Genomic DNA, 16,564 nt, shown 5'->3' on the forward strand with positions numbered 1-16,564 from the left:
ATATTGGGGGGCCTCGCCCCACGATAGTCGCCCATGTTTCTAGCGTTGCGAGATGGGTGCGTCTATCTACGGGGCTGTCTCGCATGACGGCACCGCGTGCTCAACCCGATACATCACTGACGAAAGTGAGTTACCGATGCGTATTCAATCTGTGGGGGTGAACCCGCAATCATGACCGCACAACGCAATAAATTTGGGTCGCCCGGCGTCGACGCCGAAGCGGCTGCGACGCGGCAGGCACGATCTCTGCGCGGCACAGCAAAGAAGGCCGCGAGCTTTGTCGCCACGGCCTCTGTGCTGGCCGGATCGCTCGTCGTGGGCGACCTGGGGTTGGGGGCAGCTTACGCCGCCGACGACCCGGCGCCGACCGTCATCTCGGCGACGGGCGCGTTCGCAGGTGTCACTGTGCCCGACAACGTCTGTTCGGTCGAGGTTGTCGCCCTGGGCGGCGGTGGCGGTAACCCGGGATTCAACGGTAGCCCTGCTAGCCAACCTCTCGGCGGTCTCGGTGCCCAGATTTCTGCCACTTTCAATGTGAGTGCAGATACCGTATTGAGCGGATTTGTGGGCGGGGGCGGTGGAGCTCTCGGCCACTCAAACCAAGTGCCGAACTGGCGCAACGCTGGCGGCACTGACACCGGCGGCGCCGGTGGGCTCGGCGACCTGCACCACGGCGGCGGCGGTGGCGGCCTCACCAGTGTGAGCCTCGACGGGGCAGAAGCCATCGTGGCAGGCGGTGGCGGTGGCGGCGGTGGCGGCCACCTGCTCAATGGCGGGTTCGGCGGCGACGGCGGGCTTGTAGCGACCGTGGGCGTTGTGGCACTGGGCGCGAACGGCGCAAACGGCGGCGACTCATCAAATCGCGGCAGCAGCCCTTATAACAACGATCCGACCATGATTCCCGGTGGCGGCCAGGGGGGTCAAGCCACCGCTCCCGGCGATGGTGGCGTCTACACCGACACCAACAACAAACTCAATTCTGCGTACGCGACAAGTATTCTCGGGCAGCCGGGAGTAGGGCGCGTGGGCGGCGCTGGCGGCATCAACCCGGTTCCGCCTGGTGGAGGCGATAAGGCTGACACGGGGGGTGGCGGTGGCGGCGGCTACTTTGGCGGCGGTGGCGGTACCGACACATGGGAAAACGGTGCCGGCAATGCACACACTAGGGGTATTGGTGCTGGCGGTGGGGGTGGCGGTGCAAGCTGGGTCGCTGCGTCTGCGAGCAGTGTCGTATCAACCCTGGGCCCCGAGAACTCGGTCTCTGCCGGTCCAGGTAACAACGGCAAGGTAACCTTCAACTGGACTGCGTGCGCCGACCCCGAAATTGCACTGACGAAGACGGCCAACACGGCCACCTTTGATGCTGTGGGCACCGAGGTCGAGTACACGTTCGACATCGAGAACACCGGCGAGGTTGCCCTCACCGATGTGACGCTCACCGATGCACTCCCGGGTCTCACCGATCTCACATACGTGGACTGGCCTGGCGCCCCGAACGACAACCCGAACGAGGCAGGCAACACGCTCACCCTCGCTCCGGGCGCTACCGCGCAGGCGACGGCAACGTACACGACCACACAGGCCGACGTTGACCGCGGATTCGTGCTCAACGACGCAAAGGTTGAGGGAACCTCGCCCAGCGACGAAGTCGTATCCGACACCGACGCCGTCACGATCGACGGCCCGGGGCACTCGCCTGGTCTCACCCTCGCTAAGAGCGCAGACAAGGCGACGTACGCTGCAGGCGATCTGATCACCTACACGTTTACGCTTGAGAACACCGGCAACGTCACGCTTACCGGCGTGGGCGTGACGGACCCGCTCGCGGGCCTCTCGGCGATTACTTACACCTGGCCTGGCACCACAGGCGTACTGGCTCCGACCCAGACGGCTACGGGCACCGCGACCTACACGGCCACACAGGCTGATGTCGACCGCGGCTTTGTGCTCAACGCGGCCACGGCCACGGGCACACCGCCTATCGGGCCGGATCCTGAAGTACCGAGCCCGCCCGTAACGACGCCGCCGGCCAAGGTCACTATCGAGGGCGCTGAGCAGGCACCCGAGATCACCCTTGAAAAGACGGGCGTGCTCGCCGTCGACGAGAACTCCGTGGCCTACACGTTCACTGCCACCAACACGGGTAACGTGACGCTTAGCGGTGTGTCGATCACGGACCCGCTCGACGGGCTTTCGGCGCTCAGCTACGACTGGTCGACCGCTGCAGCCGAAGGGGTGCTTGCGCCTAACGAATCAGTTACCGCGACAGCGACTTACGCTGTGACGCAGGCCGACCGCAACGCTGGTGCGGTCGTCAACCTCGCATCCACAGAGGGCACTGGCCCTGAGAAGCTGGACCCGCAGAACCCCGAGGCACCCGCTACCCCCGGTGAAACGGTAACTGACACCGATGGGCACCTCGTCTCGGTGACCCAGGCTCCCGCGATACAAATCGTGAAGACCGGATCCCTGGTTGACAACGCTGGCGCGGCTTCGCAGCCCGGCGACACTGTTGGGTACACCTTCGTGGTGACAAACATTGGCAACGTGCAGCTCACTGACGTTGCGGTGAGTGACCCGCTCGCGGGCCTGTCGGCAATCGACATTGACTGGTCCACGGCCGCTACCGAGGGGCAGCTTGATCCGGCAGAGTCTGTGACGGGCACCGCAACCTACGCGCTCACTCAGGCAGATATCGACAACGGTTCGGTGCCCAACACCGCTTCTGTTGTGGGTACACCGCCGAACGCGTTCGACCCCGAGAACCCGAACGGGCCGGGCACCCCGCAGGATCCGGTAGACGACAGCGACAGCGAGATCGTCAACCCGGTCGTCGCCCCGGCGCTTGCGCTCACGAAGACGGGCGACTTCGACGGCGAGCAGGCTGCCGGTGAAACGGTGACCTACACGTTCGTGCTCGAGAACACGGGCAACCAGACCCTCAGCGGTGTGACCCTCACCGACGAGATGCTGGCGACCGCTGGCGTCGACCTCGTGTTCGGTGAGTGGCCCGCGGCAGCGGGTGTGCTCGCACCGGGTCAGACGGTCACTGCGACCGGTGTGTACACGCTGACGCAGGCTGATGTGAACAGCGGCCACCTCGACAACGTGGCGACCGCGACCGGCACCCCGCCGACCCCGCCGGGTGGCGAGACCCCGCCGGCGTTGCCTCCCGTTGAAGATGACGTTACGCTGCCCATCGCAGCAGACCCCTCCATCGAACTCGTCAAGTCGAGCGCGCTTGAGGGAGATGCGAAGGCGGGCGACCAGGTGCGCTTCACGTTCGTGTCGACGAACACGGGCAATGTGACCCTCACCGATGTCACGATCACCGATCCCATGCCGGGCCTCTCGGCGCTGGTCTTCGACTGGTCTGAAGCGGCAGTAGAGGGCGAGCTCGCCCCGGGTGAGCAGGTCACGGCGGAGGCGTTCTACACGCTCACTCAGGCTGATGTCGACAGCGGTCACGTCGACAACACCGCAACGACCGTGGGTACACCGCCCAACGCCTACGACCCCGCGGATCCCGAGGGGCCGGGCATGCCGCGCGAGCCGGTCGACGACGAGGGTAAGCGGGTCACCCTGCTCGACCCCCGCGCCGCGATCGTGCTCGAAAAGACGGGTGCGCTCGACGCCACGTCTGCCGCAGGCGAGACGGTGACCTACACCTTTATCGCCACCAACACTGGCGATGCGACCCTGTCGAACGTCACCATCAGCGACCCCCTCGCAGGCCTGTCAGAGCTCGTCTTTGACTGGTCGGACGCGACCGCTGACGGCGTGCTGGCCCCGGGCGAGAAGGTCACGGCGACAGCGCAGTACATATTGACGCAGGCCGATATCGACGCGGGCGGCGTGGCAAACCTTGCCACCACTGCGGGTACGCCGCCAAACGGCTACAACCCCGAGGATCCCGAGGGCCCCGGCACGCCGCGCGAACCGGTCACCGATGAAGATCCGGCGTTTGTGCCGACCCCGCAGGGGCCCGCACTGCAGCTGGTGAAGCAGGGTGCGCTCACGGGCGACGACAAGGCGGGCGAACCCGTCCTGTACACACTCGTGGCAACGAACACGGGCAACGTCACCCTCACCGGTGTCGTGATCAGTGACGCGCTGCCGGGGCTCGGCGAGATCAGCTACACCTGGCCTGGCGCCGAGGGTGTGCTGGCACCGGGCGAGCAGGTGACGGCGACAGCGCCGTACGAGCTCACGCAGGCTGACGTCGACGCGGGCAAGGTGGTCAACGAGGCGAGCGTGACGGGTGTGCCCCCGACAGTTCCAGGCGAGGAGCCCCCGGCTCCGCTGCCCCCGGTGACCGACGACGCGATCGTGCCGGTCACGCCTGCAGCATCGATCGATCTGGTGAAAACCAGCAAGCTCGATGGCCATGCGCGCGCGGGTGACAGCGTCACCTTCTCACTTACGGGCACCAACACGGGCAATGTCACCCTCAGCGACGTCGCGATCAGTGACCCGCTGCCGGGGCTCGGCGAGATCAGCTACACCTGGCCTGGCGCCGAGGGTGTGCTGGCACCGGGCGAGCAGGTCACGGCGACAGCGCCATACACGCTGACGCAGGCTGACGTCGATGCTGGTCAGGTGAATAACACCGCGACCATTATCGGTACACCGCCCGCCACGTATGATCCGGAACACCCGAACACACCGAAGCCGCAGGAACCGGTGAGCGCTGTCGACACGGTCAAGACGCCGCTCGCGGCGCAGCCCGCGATCGACCTGGTGAAGACCGGCAAAGTGACGGGCAAGGGCCTCGCTGGCGACAAGGTTGAGTACAACTTTGTGGCCACGAACACGGGTAACGTCACCCTCAACGGTGTCGAGATCAGCGACAAGCTCAAGGGCCTGTCGAAGCTCACGTACCAGTGGCCGGGTGAGGCGGGCGCGCTCGCTCCGGGCGAGGCAGTGACGGCCACGGCGAGCTATGTGCTCACCGCGGCTGACGTCAAGGCCGGATCTGTCGTCAACGACGCTTCTGTGCTCGGTTACACCGCACTCGGGGGCGACCCCGTAGGCGGCGAGTCGGTGAGCGACGTTGACGCGGTAACGCTCAAGACGGGCAAGCCGAGTGCACCGCTTGCGGTGACCGGCGGCAGCGCCCCGCTGCTGGGCCTCGCGAGTGGCCTGGGCCTGTTGCTGCTTGGCGCCGGTGTGGTTCTTGCCGCGCGCAGTAGGAAGCAGCAGGCATGAAGCTGAAGCTCGGCGGAGTGCTGGCGCTCTCCCTGGCCGCCCTCTCTCTCACCGCGTGTGGGGGAGGGGCGGCCGGGGGCAGCCCCGAAGCGGCAGCGAAGAAGAGCGGCAGCATCATCGAGGTGACCGACCAGCAGGGCTCGATTGAGGGTTTTGTTGGGGCTGCTGACGACGCAGAGGTGACACGCTGCGAGGCAGACGGTGAGACCTGGGTGGGAGAGGGCACGGTAACGAACCCCACCGACGAAGCTCAGGCGTACCGCCTGTACGTCGCGTTCAATGCGAGCCGTGACACCGCGGGCCTCGTGCAGGTTGACCTCGCCGAGGTCGCGCCCGGCACGACGGCCAAGTGGCAGACGCAGGCAGAGCTAGACGGCGATGCCTATGACTGCGTGCTGCGCGTAGAACGGTTCGCCGTGCAGTAGCGGGCCTGCTGGTTTGCGCGGGAATACCCCTCAGATATCTCCTCTTTAGGGGAGGCCTGGGGGGTATTTCTATGCCCGGCGGTTGTTGGCGTTAGTTGGTGCTGAGGATGGAAAGAGAGGAGCAGTCGTCTACGAGGGAGCTGTATGAAGTCGCGGGTGAGGCCAGTGAGAGCTAGAGCTGGGGCGGTGGGGGCCGCGCGTGCGGTGCGCGCCGCGATCGCGCTGGGTCTCGTGCTGGGGCTGGCGGTGCCCGCGACGGTGCTCGACGGAACGACCGCAGCGCGGGCCGAGGCGGGCGCCGAAGTAGGGACAGACGCGCCAGCGCCAGGCACAGACCCCGAGCAGGGCACGAGTGATGATGCGGCCGATGGCCGTGAAAGCGACGACACTCGTGATGCTGGTGCTGGTGCTGGTGCTGATGCCGATGACGATGCAAGCAACGAAGGCGAAGAGAGTAGCGGCAGCAGCGAGCTCGCAGGGCGCGAAGGCCCAGCGGCTCGCGACAGCGGCATCTCACCCATGGCGATCGACGACTTTTGTCAGGCTAGTCCCAATTCCTACTACGCACTAGACCGGCCGACCAGCGGCGGCGCCATTATTCGCAAGCTCTCGTTCAACGACTCGACGAGCACGGTGAACCCCGCAAACCCAACCAGGTTTCCGGCCTCGGGCTCGCTCTCGCTGACTGACGGAGGCAGCGTGAACGCCCTCGGTGTGAGTCGCAATGGTGTTTTCTATTTCACCGCGCAGCGCACGAACTCAAACGGCACAGGCACGGCCTACGCTGACGTGTACCGGTATGAACTTGACCCGACGCCAACGCAGAACCAGCTCACACGGGTGGTCACTAGGTTTCCGCTCGACTGGCCCACGACAACCGTGCATACCATCGTGGCAGGCGCGGTGAACCCCGGCGACGGTTCGTTCTACTGGGGCTACTACGGGCAGGGAACGGGGTCTGGAAGTGGAGCCAACAGAAACATCGCACTGCACTTGTTTCGATTTGCTCCGGGCTCAACCGCGCGCAAGATCGCGGTGGTAGACATCAAGAACCCGAGCCCGGGGTCACTCAATGTGAGTCCAGGCAGCCTGAACGGCGATTTCGCTTTCGACGGCGACGGTAACCTGCTGCTCACCGTGAGCAACGATTCGATCGCTCGCACCGCGGTCGTGACCCACCAAGACATTGAACAGGCGATTGCCCAAACGGATGAACCACGAGCCCTCAACGCGACCGCCGGTATTACGAATCTCACACCGCCAAGCAACAAAGCCATGAATGGTATTGCATTTACCGGCAATGGCAAGCTGATCCTTGAACAAGACAACATGCAGCGCATGGTCAACCCGTTCACTTTCGGTGTGCTCGGCGGTACAACAACTCCGAACAACGTGACGGGCAACCTCATCGACCTGGCATCGTGCATGACGCCGCCCACGCTCACCGTCAAGAAGAACGTGATCGACCGGGCCAACAACGCCGACCAGTTTCGGTTGAGCGCGCTGTACGAGCCGGGCGCCGGGCAAGTATCGCTCGGCACCGCCACCACGACGGGTACGGCCACGGGGTTGCAGAACGAGATCGTCGGTCCCGAGCCGGTGCTCTCAGAAGCGACCTATCGTGTGCGTGAAGAGTGGTTGCCGGTGAGCCAGGCTGCGCTCTACGATCACACCCTTGAGTGCAGCTCGCCGACCGGCACCGAGTCCATCACAACCACCCCGGTGCCGGGCACACCCGGCGCCTACGACTTCGTGTTCCCCGCGTCGCTCTACACCGACGGCCACGCCGTCACCTGCGTGTTTACGAACGAGGCGAAGAAACCCAAGCTCGAGATATCGAAGAGCGCCGACCCAGAGTCGGGCAGCAAGGTGACGGCCGGCCAAACGGTGTCGTACAAGCTCACCTTCGATAACACGAAGGGCACGCTCGACGCGCCCATTGACCACATCGATCACCTATCCGACGTTCTCGACGACGCCAACTACGTGGCGGATTCGCTGCGCTACGGCGACGGCACCGAGACCGGGCTGCCCGCGAACCAGACAGCACCGCTCAGCCCCGGTGTGACCGCCGACGTGCAGCTCGCGAACGAGCGCATCGCGATCACGGGTAAGGTGCCGGCGGGCAAGACGCGCACGGTGTGGTTTAGCGTCACGGTGAAAGCCAACAGCGACGCCGCGGGCGACCGCCGCGATGACGACACAGGCACAAGCGCAGGCGCCACGACCGGCTACCTTCTGCGTAACTTCTTAACCGAAAAGGGCGAGGAGCCGCCCGCTGAGTGCGAGACCGACGACCCCACCTGCACCGATCACCCGGTGCCGAGCTGGAGCATTCACAAACAGTCGCAGCCGCAAGACGGCGCGTGGCTGCACACGGGTGGCAACGTCTACTATCAGGTCGTTGCTACCGCGACGAACTCAGAGGGCCTCGAAGACGTCGTCATCACCGACGACATCTCTGAGGTGATGGCGGTCGCATACTGGGACCCGCAGGCCCCCACGCTCGTGCCCGCCGTGCACGGCATCAGGCTGCTCGACGCGCAGGGCAACCTCTTGCACCCCGACGGATCGATCAAAGAGGGCCCGGCGCCCGGGCCAGGCGGTGGCCACCCGCAGACGCTCAGCTACGACGGTAGCTACGTGCCGGTGCCCAGCCACACCGAAGACCCGGCGCACCCCGGTGACCCGCGCTACGGCAGCTGGAGCCTCACGACACTGCCGTTTGACATGCCCCAAAACGCGGTGCGCGCAGACGTGAACTACGCGGTCAAAGTCGGCCACCCTGCAGACCCGCAGAACCCGCACAACAAGTGGCAAGAAGACGGCCACGACGTGGCAGCAGAGCCGCTCGCCATCTTCAACAACTATGCGACCGGTCAGTCGGAGACCGTCGAACCCAACGAGTGCATCACGGGCAAACCCGACACGTTTACCGAGGATTGCGAGACGATGCACCGGCTCATGGACTCGTACTTTCACGTGCAAAAGAACTCGACGGGCAGTGACCCAAACGACCCCAACTCGGTCGAGTGGAACCTCGCCGACGCGACCTTCGAGATTCGTGACGTGCTCGCAAGCGGTGCGATGAGCGAGAACCCCTCGCAGTACCTGTGCCGCACCGAGTACAACCCGGGCCCGCCCAGCCAAACTCCGCCGCTGTGGCAGGGCTCGTGGATTACAGGCGGCACCCCCGACTGGAACAGGTACGCCCCGGGCTACGCGAACACGCTCGAAGCAATCAGCCAGTGGAACGCCGCAAACGACGGCTACGTGCCCATGTGCGGTGAGTGGTTCGCGCACATCGACAACAGCGACGGCCAAAGAGCCGGCAGCTGGCACGCCAACAACCTGCCCGAGGGCGACTATTACCTGCTCGAAACGGGGGCGCCCACGGGCCACCAACTGCTCGCCGAACCGATTAAGTTTCGCGTCGGGTCAGAAGACCCGAACGACCCGACGGGACTCGGCGGCGGCAAGCTCGGCATTTACGACCCCGCCGGCACCAACGGCGAGTTCTTGCCCCGCTGCGAAAACCCCAACCAGCCGCCCAAGACCGGGCAGCCCGCCTGTGTCATGCAGACGGGTTGGCTGATGCAGGTGTACGACCCCAAGCTCTTGCCGCTCCCCATGGCGGGCACGGTGTTTGGTCCGCAGCTCGTGTGGGGCGCACTGCTGCTCACCGCCTGCGGCATTGTCGGCGCCCGCTTCGCGCACCGACGCCGCACCAGCGGGCACCACCGCCCTGGCATGCACCACCGACCCGGCGCGCACTAGCGCCCCGCGACCACTTCCACTATTCAAGAAAGGACACCATGTCATCCCCCAAGAAACTGCGAGGCCTCCTCGCGACCGCGGCCGCCGCGGCCACCGCGCTGCTGCTCGCAGTGGGCGGTGCCACTGCGGCTCACGCTGACCCGATCATCCCTGACTCGGGTGCGACCGGCACGCTCAACATTCACAAGTACGAGCAGCCCGACACCCCGGGAACCCCCGGCAACGGCCTCGCACAAGACATGACCGGCAAGACCGCGCTCGAGGGCGTCACCTTCGAGGTGCGCCCCATCGAGACCGTCGACCTCTCGACGAACGCCGGCTGGCAGGCCGCGGCCGCCATCAGCTACGACGCCGCGACGAACACTGTTTCTGGATCCGGATCAGATGGCCAGCCCGCAACCATCGGTAGCCCCGTGGGCCCTGCACAGACGACCGATGGTGACGGGCTCGCAACCTTCGCTGACCTGCCGATTGGCCTGTACCTCGTGACCGAGACTCAGGCGCCCGCGGGCGTCACGAAGGCCGCGCCATTTCTGGTGACGGTGCCGCTCACACACCCCGAGGCCCTCGACACGTGGATGTACGACATTCACGTCTACCCGAAGAACTCGACCAGCAAGGTGACGAAGAGCGTCGAAGACGAGGCGGGCGTCGCCGTGGGCGACGCGATCGCGTGGACCATTCTGGGTGACATTCCCCGCACCGCGAACCCCGACTACGTCGCGGGCCCGCCCGCGGTAGGCGAACCGTTCCTCGCCCCCACCGGCTACAAGATCACCGATAAGCTCGACCCCCGCCTGGGCTACGCGAGCGCACAGGTGACCCTCACTGGCGCGGGCGCGCCGGCGCTCGCCGCAGGTGACTACACGGTCACGCCCGCAGACAGCACGAACGACAACACGGTGACCGTGCTGTTCACCCCCGCAGGCCTGGCAAAGCTCGGGCAGGCGGCCGCTATTCCCGGCGCCCAGGTGCAGCTCGTGCTCGGCACCACCGTGAACTACCTTGACGGCGACGCCACTAATGGTGTGGGCACCATCACGAACAAGGCGATCGTGTTTCCGAACGAGGGCTCTTTCGACAAGGAGCCGGGTGAACCCGACGGACCGATCGAGTCGAACGAGCCCGAGACCCGCTGGGGTGACATTTTGATCGAGAAGGTCGCCGCGGGTAAGCCTGGTGTGAAGCTCGAGGACGCGAAGTTTCAGGTGTTTGCGTCAGAGCAGGCCGCCCTGCAGCAGCAGGACCCCATCGAAGTGAACGGCGAAACGACGTTTGTGACCGACAGCGATGGCGTCGTGCGCATCTCGGGGCTGCGGTACAGCGACTTCGCCGACGGCGAGGCGCAGCTGCCCTACATCGATGCGGCGGGTGACCAGACCGGCGACGTCGACGAGCGCGAAGACGACAACCCCAAGTACCGCGTGTACTGGCTCGTCGAGGTGGAGTCGCCCGACGGCTATGAGCTGCTCGCAAACCCGGTGCCCGTGATCGTTAACCAGGCGAACCAGGTCGTGGGCGCCGCTGGCACCACGGTCATCGAGAACGCGCCGCACAATGCCGGGTTCGAGCTGCCGCTCACCGGCGCGGCGGGCACGTGGATGTTCACGATCGCAGGCCTCGTGCTGATCGGCGGCGGCCTGGTCGTCGCCTCGAAGCGCAAGAAGGCTCGGGCGTAGAAAGCGCAGCGTGTGACACCCCTCACTCAAACAGTGACGACACCCCCTGCACCCCACGGACCACGTGGGGTGCAGGGGTTCATCGTTGCCCTTTTGCTGCTCGGCGGGCTGCTCATTCTGCTGTACCCGCTCACCGCGAACTGGTTCTCAGAACGCAACCACAACAACGAGATCACCGGGTACACCGGCGTCGTCAAAGAACTCAGTGAAGGGGCTCGCTCTGAGCGGTTGCTGTTGGCTGACGAATACAACTCGCGCATGCCTCGTGGGCCGCTGCGTGACCCGTTTGCGGTGCCGACGAACGACGAAGAAGCCGAGCGTGACGCCTACGCGAGCTACGAGCAGTTGCTGCGCGTGAGCGACAACGGCGTGATCGGCAACATCAGCTACCCGCGCCTGGGCGTCACCCTGCCCGTGTACCACGGCACCGACGACGACGTGATCTCGCGCGGGGCCGGGCACCTGTACGGCTCATCGCTGCCGGTGGGTGGGCCGTCAACGCACTCGGTGCTTACCGCGCACTCGGGGCTTGCACACGCCGCGCTCTTCACCCCCATTTTGCGCGCAAACCTGGGGGACACGTTTACCGTCGAGGTGCTCGGCGAGAAACACTTCTACCGCGTCGACCAGGTGCGCACCGTCGAACCCAACGACACACGTGCGCTGCAGGTGCTCGAGGGGCGCGACCTGGTATCGCTTATCACTTGCACCCCGGTGGGCGTGAACAGCCACCGGCTACTTGTCACGGGCACACGCATTGCGTCACCCGAGGGCGACGGGCGGCAGGAACTCACGGGAGAGACAATCACCGGCGGCTTTCCGTGGTGGCTCGTGTACGTTGCCGCAGGTTCTGCGGTGACGTTCTATATTGTGCGTAGAGTCAACAAACGTACAAAAACAATTACCGACAGCAGCGAGAACAGACAGGGTGCCAAGCATGCCAAGTAACGTCGAACAGTCGTCACCACGGTTCACGACTTTGCGGCGCGATCGTCTGCTGAGCTCGTCGCGTGTGGCACAGGCCGCCCTGCTCGTGATTCGTGGCATCAAAGGCATGGGCAAGTCGACCCTGGCACGCCAATTTGCCGCCCGCCGTCGAGACGCAGGCGATGTCATCCTGACGATCGCTGGCGTCGATGCGACGGCCGAACGGTGGCGCGATCTGTTGGAATCTGCCAGGGGATACGCGGCGCAGGGTGTGGCGGTGACCGTTGTAGTAGATGACGCGCACGAAGTCGCGGGGTTCCCGCTGCACGATGCGGTGCTCGAGCTACTCGAATCGATCACGCTTGCACGAGTGATTGTCGTAGGTAGCCAGGTGGCGCAGCTCGACCTGCCAGCGGTCGGGGTGCGGGTGCCCATGCACGTGATCGCAGACGGCGCGCTCGCGTTTACCGCAGACGAGGTGCTACAGCTGGCGCGGGCACGTCTCACAGAGCAGGTCGCCGACATTGCCACGCGGGTGTTTGAATTGACGCGGGGGTGGCCGGCCGCCGTGCACAGACTGCTCGCGCGGGCCAATTTCATGGGGAGCAACGCGGCGCTCGAACAAGAGATGGTGCAGTTCTGTGAAGAGCTACTCTTACCACGCATCGATGAAATTGATGCAGCTACACGCGCGGCGCTCACGTTTGCGTCCGCGCTGCCAGAGCTCAACCCGGGGCAGCTTATGCGCGCGTGCAACAACATGCGCTCGGGCGTCGAGATTTCAGCGGCGCGGGCAGACGAGATTCTCGAAAAACTTTCACACCATCTGCTGCACCAGCGCCACGTGCGCGGTACGCGCCAGTACTACCAACACCCGTTTATGCGGGGCGTGGTGTGGGCGCACCGCAGAAAGCTGATGACTGCGCGTGAGGTGTCGGTGTGGGCAGACGCGTTTGTGGCCGACGATGCTGAGGCACGCGAGGGGGTGGCGTGGCTGGCGCTGTATGCGGCGTTCGACCTGCACGATTGGAGCACACTCGACTCACTGATGGTGACGATGTTCTCTGAGGACTTCATTGATCCGGCGCCGCTTTTGAGAGCACAGATCAGAGCGATCCCGAGCAGCGCGAAGAAGCGCTACCCGCTACTGCACCTTGCCGCGCTCGTTGAAGAGTTCGCGTTTCCCCGGGGGCGGCGTGAGCGGGTGCTGTTTGAGCTGCGCGGTATTGCAGACAAGTCAGTGAGTACGCAGAGTCACACAGTTGGGCCGATTGGTCTGCTCACTTCGGGTATGCGGCTCGCCGCGGCGAGGCTCACAGGCGATGACGACGTCTACGTGCGCATGCTCGACCAGGTGGCAACGCGGCTCAACGAAATGTCACCCGCCGAAACAGTCGCGCACCGCACGATGATGCTCACGGTGTGTGCGCAGCTGGCCGTGAGCTATTGGTACCGCGAAGAATACGATGAGGCGAAGCGGTGGTGTCGCGAGGGGCTCAACCTTGCACCCGCCCATCTGACGAGCGGCGAGGTGCACCTGCGGTCGCTCAGTGCGGCGATCGCAGCCTGGCGCGGTGACATGCCGCGCGCTCGCGAGCTCGTGGCGCAGTGCCAACGTAACGGTATTCCTGAGGCGTGGCGAGTGCGCTACGCGGCGGTGCCGTATTGGATCGCGCTCGCGCTCGTGTCGATCGAGGCGGGCGACTGGGAGCAGGCAGAGAGCGCGTACGACGCGATCTCGTGGCGACTCGGCACCAACGAGAACTGGCCGTTCATGGTGTGGGTGCGTGCACACATTATTGAGCACCGGGTGGGCGGTGTTGAAGCGCTGTCGTGGGTGCGCGCAGAAATGAAGCTGCACACTCGCGGGTTTGCGCTCGCGACGGGGCCGCTGCGGGCACTCAACGATCTACATGCCAGGCTCGCGTGGAAGTATGGGCGGCCCCACCTGATCACCCCGGCGGCGCAGGCGGCTGGCCTCGAGCGGGTGTATGCCGAGTTTGCTGCCGCGAACTTTCAGGCCGCCCGTTCGGCCGCGGCGGGGCTTGCTGAATCGGCCGCCCGCATGGGCATGTGGCGTACGCGCTCGCGTGCGCTGCTGCTGCAGGTGATTGCCGAGCACGAGCTCGGCGGGGCAGACGAGGCGCGGGTGCGCGAGCGTGCCCGGGCGCTGCTCACGCAGTACAAGCTGTCGACGCTGCGGCTTGAGCGGCCAGCATGGTGGGACACCACGGGCACGCGGGTGCCGCACAGAGCGCTTGCTGTGCAGGCCCCCGTCGAAAACGAGCCGCAGCCTGGCACCGCGACGGCTCGCCCCGCGAGCGTGCTCACTCGGGCAGAAATACGTACGCTGCGGGCCGTCGCCCGCCACGGCACAACACCCGCCGCTGCCAAGGCCCTGCACTTGAGTGTGCACACGGTGCGCGACCACATCAAGGCGATCTATAAAAAGCTCGGTGTATCGAGCCGCGACGACGCCATACGGGCGGCTGCGGCGGCGGGCCTGCTGGCTGCTGGTTCTGCTCGCTGACATGCTAAAGCGCCGGATCAACGGGGCGGGGTGCGGGATACCGGGTGGCAGTGGGGGTGTAAGTAGGGGAAGATTGCGTATTTTCTCAGGCTTTAGGCTGGCAGGCCCATAAGCTTGAACCATCGCCACTCTCACACGTGTAGCTGTTCTGGCATTCGCGGGGGAGTGCGCGGTTCGGTTCAACATCCCCCCAAGCGTTGAATCGGCACTGCGGTGGTGCGGCGCTACTCCCCCCTATAAGAGCGTCGCGCCACCGCACATCTCTTTCCCGTCGCTTTTACGTTTGAGCCAGGTGTGGCGTATCACTGCACAAACCCAGCGGATCGCGGGGCGGCGCTGATATTTTGGGGGAGTGACTTCACTTGCCGCAATTTCTGCGCTCCCTGCCCTGCTTGGCATCGACTGGCTTGACCCCGAGACCTTGCTGAAAGCGGGCGGCTGGGCGGCCCTGGTTCTCGCGTGCGCATTCGTGTTTCTCGAAACGGGCGTGCTGGTACTCGCGTTCTTGCCGGGTGACTCGCTGCTGTTCACCGTGGGCCTGTTCACCGCGACCGGGGTGATCGATATTCCCATCTGGATCACCTGTGTGCTGCTGTTCATCTTTGCGTTTGCGGGCGATCAGATGGGGTTCATGATCGGTCGCAAGCTCGGCCCCGCCATCTTTAAGAAGGAGAAGAGCAAGCTCTTTAACCCCGAGAATGTGGCGCGCACGCATGAATTCTTTGAGAAGCACGGCCCCAAGGCGATCATTATCGCGCGCTTCTTGCCCGTGTTTCGCGCGTTCGTGCCGGCCGCGGCGGGCGTGGGCAACATGACCTACCGCCACTTCGTCGCCTACAACGCGATCGGTGCGCTCCTGTGGGGCGTGGGCGTCACCCTGCTGGGCTTCTTCCTGGGGCAGATTCCGTTCGTGCGCGAGTACAGCGAGATCTTCATCATCGTACTGGTGTTGATTCCCGGGATCCCGATTCTCATCGAGGCCATCAAAGCGTTCAACAACTGGCGCCGCGCACGCCGCGCATAGCGTGGGGCGGCGGCCCCGGCGGCCCCGAAGGCTTTCCACTGTCGTAATGACGCAATCATCTAGAGTTGAACTGGAGGTAGGGCATGTCTGATGACGAGTTCCAGATCAACGCAAGTCGGTTTATTGAAACATTGATCGAGCAGCGAGCGATGCGGCTCAAAGGCGGTCTCTATCACCTGAACCAGATTCAGATGGCCTTCAATAGCAATCGCATTGAAGGTAGCAGGCTCAGCGAAGATCAGACGCGATACATCTACGAAACGCAGACGGTTAGTGGCGAAGCGCTATCTGTCGACGACGTGGTGGAGACGGCGAATCACTTTCGTGCCTTTGACTGGATGCTTGACCACCTCGATGAGCCGCTTGGCCGCGACAAGATCTGTGAGTACCACCGAATCTTGAAGTCAGGCACGAGCGACGCCGCAAAGCCCTGGTTTGTGGTCGGCGGGTGGAAGGCTGTGGCCAATGAAGTCGGGGGCACTGCGACGTCACGCCCGGCAGATGTAGACCGTCATATGAGTGAACTTCTCGAAGCTACACCAGCGCGCATGCTGTTTAACGACATCGCTGATTTTCATCACCAATTTGAGAGCATTCATCCGTTCCAAGACGGCAATGGCCGCGTGGGCCGTCTACTCATGCTTGAGCAGTGCTTACGCAACAACATCATGCCGTTTATTGTCTTGGACGAACAGAAAGAGTTCTACTACCGGGGGCTCAAAAACTACGGTGAAGAGCCGGGTTTTCTGCGCGAAACGCTGCGCTCGTTTCAAGATAGGTACCACGACAGGTACGCCCCCTTCGTGCCGCCCCAAGCGCACAGCCTCTAGGCGTGTGGGTCGGTAACGTTTCCAGACCCTTCGGCGCCGTCGCCAAATACTGCGCCGGTAGTCTCGTCCCGCCCGTCTGTCGACTTCCAGCAAGAAGTCGGCCCAGAGAACGGGCAATTAGGCCACTCCTGACCCGCTCTTGGCGGGGCCCTGCCTGTCGGGCT

The 16,564-nt window shown here is 64.6% G+C and carries 8 protein-coding genes; all 8 read left to right on the forward strand.

Features of this window, described 5'->3' with window-relative positions; all coding sequences use genetic code 11:
- Window positions 1-171: 171 nt before the first annotated feature.
- The 8 genes from ACXR2T_RS15120 (at window position 172) to ACXR2T_RS15155 (ending at window position 16,400) form a co-directional block, all read left to right on the forward strand.
- Window positions 172-5,208: a DUF7507 domain-containing protein gene (locus ACXR2T_RS15120; protein ID WP_458840297.1), complete on the forward strand. Its 5,037-nt coding sequence runs from the start codon at window positions 172-174 to the stop codon at window positions 5,206-5,208.
- A complete protein-coding gene (locus tag ACXR2T_RS15125; protein ID WP_458840296.1) occupies window positions 5,205-5,633 on the forward strand; it encodes a hypothetical protein in 429 nt (142 codons plus the stop codon). Before ACXR2T_RS15120 ends, ACXR2T_RS15125 begins: the two co-directional genes overlap by 4 nt.
- Before the next feature lie 165 nt (window positions 5,634-5,798).
- Entirely contained in the window at window positions 5,799-9,410 is a 3,612-nt protein-coding gene (locus ACXR2T_RS15130; protein ID WP_458840294.1) for a prealbumin-like fold domain-containing protein, read from the forward strand.
- Between the two features lie 38 nt (window positions 9,411-9,448).
- Entirely contained in the window at window positions 9,449-11,089 is a 1,641-nt protein-coding gene (locus ACXR2T_RS15135; protein ID WP_458840293.1) for a SpaH/EbpB family LPXTG-anchored major pilin, read from the forward strand.
- A gap of 69 nt (window positions 11,090-11,158) precedes the next feature.
- Window positions 11,159-12,037 (forward strand): class C sortase, encoded by an 879-nt coding sequence (locus tag ACXR2T_RS15140; RefSeq protein ID WP_489945551.1) that lies wholly within the window; start codon window positions 11,159-11,161, stop codon window positions 12,035-12,037.
- Window positions 12,027-14,546, forward strand: a complete 2,520-nt coding sequence (locus ACXR2T_RS15145; protein ID WP_458840289.1) for a helix-turn-helix transcriptional regulator — start codon at window positions 12,027-12,029, stop codon at window positions 14,544-14,546. The genes ACXR2T_RS15140 and ACXR2T_RS15145 overlap by 11 nt, the downstream gene beginning before the upstream one ends.
- 352 nt (window positions 14,547-14,898) lie before the next feature.
- A complete protein-coding gene (locus ACXR2T_RS15150; protein WP_458813084.1) occupies window positions 14,899-15,570 on the forward strand; it encodes a VTT domain-containing protein in 672 nt (223 codons plus the stop codon).
- Window positions 15,571-15,653: 83 nt separating this feature from the next.
- Window positions 15,654-16,400: a Fic family protein gene (locus tag ACXR2T_RS15155; RefSeq protein ID WP_458840287.1), complete on the forward strand. Its 747-nt coding sequence runs from the start codon at window positions 15,654-15,656 to the stop codon at window positions 16,398-16,400.
- Window positions 16,401-16,564 lie beyond the last annotated feature (164 nt).

The organism is Leucobacter faecis, from assembly GCF_054456635.2.